Genomic DNA, 6,744 nt, shown 5'->3' on the forward strand with positions numbered 1-6,744 from the left:
CCGAAGCCCGAAGCCCGAAGCCCGAAGCCCGAAGCTTTTAACTAAATTAACAAAAAAGTTAACTGCTTGCACAGTAAACGTGCAAGCAACCTTGCGAAGCAAGGATAGCCATGCTTTAATTAGCCAGCAAAAAATAACAGCAATATATTTAAAATAAGCTGAAAGTTTTAGAATTTAATATTATTTGGGAATAAACAATGGCGCTAAGCTGTAAAACACTTGTAGCATCACTCACGTTGCTAACAATGACAGGTTGTACAATCATCCCCGGTAGCCATTTCGAAGGAATCGAATCGGGTGAACAAACAAAAAACCTTGAACAAGACCTTGAAAAAGTAAATATTCAAATTATTGACTCATCTTTAATTTATCAGCAAAAACAATCGCGCAAAAAAACTAAGTCACCTTCAAGCCTTGATGGTTTAAATGTTAATAATTACGAATACATACTTGGTGTAGGTGATGTACTTACCATTGGTGTATGGGATCACCCAGAATTAACCATACCAGCTGCAGTACAACGTACCGCTGAGTTTGATGGTTTTCGCGTGCAAGCAGACGGTACCATTACTTACGCTTATGCGCCGAATATTCAGGCTGCAGGTAAAACAGTACAACAAGTACACAATGAGTTAGTTAAACGCTTAAGTCGGGTGATTGAAGATCCGCAAGTTGATATCAAAGTGGTTGGTTTTCGCAGCCAAAAAGCTTACGTAACTGGCGAAGTAACTAAGCCTGGTGTATACCCAGTAACCGAAATACCACTCACATTGATTGATGCCTTAAATCAAGCCGGCGGACTGACTGAGAATGCTGATTGGCGCACAGTAACGTTTACTCGCGGCGACAAAACAGAAGTAATAAAGCTTGATGATTTTTATGCGCATGGCGATATTTCGCAAAACCGTTTGTTACAACATGGCGATATAGTGCATGTAAACCGTAATGATTTACAGCGTGTTTTTGTTTTAGGAGATGTTAAAAAAGCGGGTTCAGTTGATGTAAACCGTTATGGTTTAAACCTTGCTGAAGCACTCAGTAATTCCGGTGGACTAAACGAAAACACTGCCGATGCAAATGGTGTGTTTGTGCTACGTAAACGTAACCTTGAAACCGATGGTGTGATTGCCGATGTATACCAGCTGCATGCAAAAAATGTTGCAGCGTTGGTATTGGCCGAGCAATTTGAATTACAACCTCACGATATAGTATATGTAACATCGGCACCGCTTGCTCGTTGGAACCGTGTAATTAGCCTATTACTACCATCAATATCAACAGTAGATGCTGTTAACGATGTAGCCAACACTAATTAAGGGTTAATAAAAGATGTTTGATTCTATTTTAGTAGTGTGCGCAGGTAATATTTGCCGCAGTCCAACGGCTGAATACGTATTAAAAAGTAAGTTAGCTGGTAAAAATATCAAAGTATCGTCTGCTGGTTTAACCGCGCTTGAAGGTAAAGCTGCCGACGCGACAGCAAAGCAGATTGCTGCAACGAATGGTATAAATATGGACGAGCACCAAGGCCGGCAGTTAACATCAAGCCTAGTTGCGCAAAACAGTGTGATTTTAGTGATGGAACAACGCCATTTAACTGATCTCTGTAGTCGTTATCCTGAAGCGCGCGGAAAAACCTTTTTACTCGGTAAATGGTTGGATGATAAAGAAGTTCCAGATCCATATCGGCAGAGTCTTGAAGCGTTTGAACACGTTTATGCATTAATCGACAGCGCCTGTAGCGCTTGGCAAAAGTATTTATAAGGATAGGCTAGTACATGAATGCTCAGCCCACTGCATTAGCAGCAAACAAACAAAATCGGTTGTCTGAACAACAGGCACAAGCAAGCCAAGAAATTGACCTAATGGCACTGTTAGGTGCTTTGATAGATCGTAAATATTTTATAATCGCCTTAACAGCTGCGTTTATGGCTGTTGGTGTGGTTTACGCGGTATTTTCGACCCCGGTATATCAAGCAACGGCGATGATCCAAGTTGAAGAAAGTGGTGGCTCAGTGCCAGGTTTTGACGATATGTCGGGCATGTTTGAAAGTACTTCAGCTGCGGTTACTGAAATTGAGCTGCTAAAATCACGTTCAGTCATTGGCGAAGCGGTTGATACATTGCACCTTGATGTAGTTGCAGAGCCCAAATTATTCCCATTTATAGGTAGCCGTGCGTTTCGTAAATTTAGCCCTATGAACGAAGGTGAGTTAGCTGAGCCGAGTTTTGGCGCGATCTCATATGCGTGGGGCGGTGAGAGCATTGATGTATTTAGGTTTGATGTACCACGATCTGCTGTAGGTATCGAGTTTACATTAGTAGCGCAAGAAAATAATGCTGTGGCATTATTAAATGACGAAGGCGAACAAATATTAGCGGGTAAAGTAGGGCAAGAATTAACCAATGGTAAGTTTAACTTAACGATACGTAGTTTAAATGCTCGTGCCGGTACTGAATTTACAATACTGCGTAAAGATCGCTTAAATACGATTTTAGATTTACAAGCTGCGATTGGTGCCAGTGAAAAGGGAAAAGATTCAGGCATAATTAACCTAAGCCTACAGAGCGAACAACCACATTATGCTGAAAAAGTGCTAGATAAAGTGGCGGGTATTTATGTACGCCGTAATGTTGAACGTAATTCAGCCGAAGCACAAAAATCCCTAGAGTTTTTAGAAGTACAATTACCAGAAATTAAAAAGCAACTTGAATTTGCCGAGCAACGTTTTAACGATTACCAAATTAAACGTCAGTCAATTAATATTACCCTTGAAACGCAAGGCGTATTAGAGCAAGTAGTTAAACTTGAAACAAAACTACAAGAGCTTGAGTTAAAGCGTTTAGAAATGAGCCGCAAGTTTAAAAAAGACCACCCAACTTACCAAGGCTTAATTGAGCAAATCAACGCCGTTAATGAGCAGAAAAAAGAATTAGTTGGTGAAGTAGGTAACCTACCAGAGACTCAACAAGAGTTACTGCGCTTAAAACGCGATGTAGAAGTAAGTAACCAAATTTATACGCTATTACTAAGCAAAACCCAAGAGCTTGATATAGTGCGTGCCGGTACAGTAGGTAACGTACGTATTATTGATTTTGCAGAGGTGAATACCTCGAAACCTGTTAAGCCTAAAAAAGCCTTGATAGTCGTGATGGCTACTATGCTAGGTGGTATGTTAGCTGTTGCAATTGTGCTGGTGCAAAAAGCCATGCACAAAGGCGTTGAAGATCCAAACGAAATTGAGGCAATTGGCCTGCCAGTATATGCCAGCGTACCGTACTCAGATTATCAAGATAAACTCACTGGTTTTAGCAAAGCGCTTAAAAATAAAGCGAATAAACCTAAGTCTATATTGGCACTTGATAACCCAGCGGATTTATCAATTGAGGCACTGCGTAGCCTACGTACTAGTTTACATTTTGCGATGATGGAAGCTAAAAATAACCTAATTGCAATTTCCGGCCCAAGCCCGGGTGTGGGTAAATCATTTGTATCAGTTAACTTAGCAGCAGTATTGGCACAAAGCGGTAAAAAAGTACTGATAATCGATGCCGATATGCGTAAAGGCTACTTACAAACCCAGTTTGGTTTAAAGTGGGATGATGGCTTGAGTGATTACTTATCTGGGCGTTTAAACCTTGAGCAAGTAACCAAGCCAACCACTGTAGAAGGGTTGAGTGTTATTACCCGTGGGCAAATACCACCAAACCCATCAGAGTTACTGATGCACAGTAATTTTAGTAAGCTAGTTGCCGAGGTAAGTAGCGCATACGATATAATAATTGTTGATACACCACCTATTTTAGCGGTAACCGATCCGGCAATAGTTAGCGCCCATACTGGCACTACATTATTAGTAACACGTTTTGGCCAAAACCATATTAAAGAGATCGAACTTACCCGTAATCGTTTTGAACAAAATGGCACAGATGTTAAAGGCGTAGTGTTCAATGGTGTAGTTAAAAAAGCCAGTAACGCTTACGGCTATTACGGTTACTACAATTACGAATATAAATCGGATAAGTAAAACGTAGCGGCGATTTTATATCGCTAAAAAGGTTCAATAGGTGCTATGGAAGTAACTAGCACCTAAACCCTTTGGTTTCAAATGTAGGCGAGTGGCTTGCCACCGAGAAAGGTTAAAAGTTAAAGGTACTAGGGGAAAGGTTAAAAAAAAACTAGGTTCTAGGATAGTGACTAGGACCTAAAATCTAGAACCTAGAACCTTTGGTTTCAAATGTAGACGGGGCTTTATGCCGCGCAGTTGTGATAAAAGTAAAAGGTTCACCACAAAGAACATGTAGGAGTCGGCTTTAGCCACGAATGGTTTTTCGGTGCAGCAAAGCGCCTCTGTTCCCTCGGTGGTAAAAAATTAAGTAAATTCACCACAGAGGACACTAAGTTCACGGAGGTAGAGATTAGAGAGCTAATAAATTAACTTTTATCTAGCTTTTCTCGATGTAGCGAACGCTTCGGTGGTAAAAATTTTTTATAGGCGGGGCTTTATGCCGTGCAGTTGTGATAAAAGTAAAAGGTTCACCACAAAGAACATGTAGGAGTCGGCTTTAGCCACGAATGGTTTTTCGGTGCAGCAAAGCGCCTCGGTGTTCTCGGTGGTAAAAAATTAAGTAAATTCACCACAGAGGACACTGAGTTCACGGAGGTAGAGATTAGAGAGCTAATAAATTAACTTTTATCTAGCTTTTCTCGATGTAGCGAACGCCTCGGTGGTAGAACTTGTTTTGTAGACGGGGCTATATGCCGTGCAGTTGCAATTAAAGTAAAAGGTTTACCACAAAGAACACGTAGGAGTCGGCTTTCGCCACGAATGGTTTTTCGGTGTAGCGAACACCACGGTGGTAAAAATGGTTTATGAGGTATTGTGTTAAGAAATCATGTAAAGCATAGGTTAATCTCTTCTCATTTAACCTCCCACACGATTTTTGTGTAGATGGTTTATGTAGGTCGGGCTTTAGCCCGAAAAAAGAGGAAGGTCCACCACGGAGGGCTCGAAGATTAAAGGTACTAGGTGAAAGGCAAAAGAAACTAGAACCTTGATCCTAAAATCTAGCACCTATGTCTTAAAACGTAGGAGCCGGCTTTAGCCGCGAATGGTTTCTCAGTGCAGCAAAGCGACTCGGTGCCCTCGGTGGTAAAAATTGTTTTGTAGGCATAGGTTTATCCCGCGTTTTTAAGCGAAAAAGTAAATATTCACCACAGAGAACACAGAGTTCACAGAGGAAACAAAAGAGATTTGTTTTCTCTGTTCAGCAAAGCGACTCGGTGGTGAAAATGGTTTTTGCTAGATTAATTAGCTCGCTGCTCGTTGCACAAAGCCCGTAGCGGTTTTTAAACTGATTAACCTAGAACCTAGAACCTAGAACCTAGAACCTAGAACCTAGAATTTGACACCGTAATGCAACATAGTCGCGTTACTCTGATAGCTGATAAATATTTATTTTAAAACTCACAAAGGATGTAAAGTGAAAGTATTAACAGTATTTGGTACTCGCCCAGAAGCCATTAAAATGGCACCTCTTGTTCATGCCCTAGCTAACGATAGTCGTTTTGACGCTAAAGTATGTGTAACTGCACAGCACCGTGAAATGCTAGACCAAGTACTTGAGCTTTTTAAAATTACCCCTGAGTACGATTTAAACTTAATGAAAGCAGGGCAAACCCTGCCAGAAGTTACAAGCCGTATTTTGCAAGAATTAACTCCTGTACTTAAAGAATTTAAGCCTGACGTTGTGCTTGTTCATGGTGATACCGCAACTACGTTTGCTGCGAGCTTAGCAGCTTACTATGAGCAAATTGCAGTAGGTCACGTTGAGGCAGGTTTACGTACAGGTAATATTTATTCGCCATGGCCTGAAGAAGGTAACCGAAAACTAACTGGTGCATTAACACAATTCCACTTTGCACCAACGGATACTTCAAAAGCTAACTTGCTGAAAGAAAATTACGCAAGCGAAAATATATTTGTAACCGGTAATACGGTTATTGATGCTTTACTACTTGTTAAGCAACAAATAGAAAATGATACACAGTTAAGTAACACATTAGCATCACAATTCCCTATGCTTGATGAAAATAAAAAACTTATTTTAGTCACGGGCCATCGCCGTGAAAGCTTTGGTGGTGGGTTTGAGCGAATTTGTGAAGCGCTAGCGCAAACAGCTAAAGCTCACCCAGATACGCAAATACTTTACCCAGTGCATTTAAACCCAAATGTTCAAGAGCCAGTAAAGCGTATATTAAAAGATGTAGACAACGTACATTTAATAGAGCCACAGCAATACTTACCATTTGTATATTTAATGAATCGCTCACATATTATTTTAACTGACTCAGGTGGCATACAAGAAGAAGCGCCAAGCTTAGGTAAGCCGGTACTGGTAATGCGTGATACAACAGAACGTCCAGAAGCAGTAGAGGCTGGTACAGTTAAATTAGTTGGCACTGACGTAGCAAAAATTACTTCTTCACTAAATGAGTTATTAGCTGATGATGCTGCATACAAAGCAATGAGCCGCGCCCATAACCCGTACGGTGACGGCCAAGCATGCCAACGCATTTGTGATATTTTAGCAAAAAAATAAGCGTAGGCGTGGGTTTACCCCGCGCAGTACTTTACAAAAAATAATGGCAAGCTTAAAAAATACATAAATAAAGCTTGCCATAAAAAGTTTAAAATTAAAATTTGTAGAACCTAGAACCTAGAACCTAGAACCTAGAACCTA

Annotated in this window: 4 protein-coding genes; all 4 read left to right on the top strand. The window is 40.7% G+C overall.

Features of this window, described 5'->3' with window-relative positions; translation table 11 throughout:
* Window positions 1-197: 197 nt before the first annotated feature.
* Window positions 198-1,316 (top strand): polysaccharide export protein, encoded by a 1,119-nt coding sequence (locus H5201_RS21850; protein WP_182785387.1) that lies wholly within the window; start codon window positions 198-200, stop codon window positions 1,314-1,316.
* A 13-nt stretch (window positions 1,317-1,329) separates the two neighbouring features.
* Window positions 1,330-1,764: a low molecular weight protein-tyrosine-phosphatase gene (locus H5201_RS21855; RefSeq protein WP_149980561.1), complete on the top strand. Its 435-nt coding sequence runs from the start codon at window positions 1,330-1,332 to the stop codon at window positions 1,762-1,764.
* Between the two features lie 14 nt (window positions 1,765-1,778).
* Window positions 1,779-4,028 (top strand): polysaccharide biosynthesis tyrosine autokinase, encoded by a 2,250-nt coding sequence (locus H5201_RS21860; RefSeq protein ID WP_182785388.1) that lies wholly within the window; start codon window positions 1,779-1,781, stop codon window positions 4,026-4,028.
* 1,456 nt (window positions 4,029-5,484) lie between these two features.
* Complete coding sequence (gene wecB, locus H5201_RS21865; RefSeq protein WP_182785389.1) at window positions 5,485-6,603, top strand: non-hydrolyzing UDP-N-acetylglucosamine 2-epimerase; 1,119 nt, start codon at window positions 5,485-5,487, stop codon at window positions 6,601-6,603.
* Window positions 6,604-6,744: the final 141 nt, after the last annotated feature.

Origin of the sequence: Pseudoalteromonas sp. SG43-6 (genome assembly GCF_014164365.1) — a bacterium.
Classification (GTDB): Bacteria; Pseudomonadota; Gammaproteobacteria; order Enterobacterales; family Alteromonadaceae; genus Pseudoalteromonas; species Pseudoalteromonas rhizosphaerae.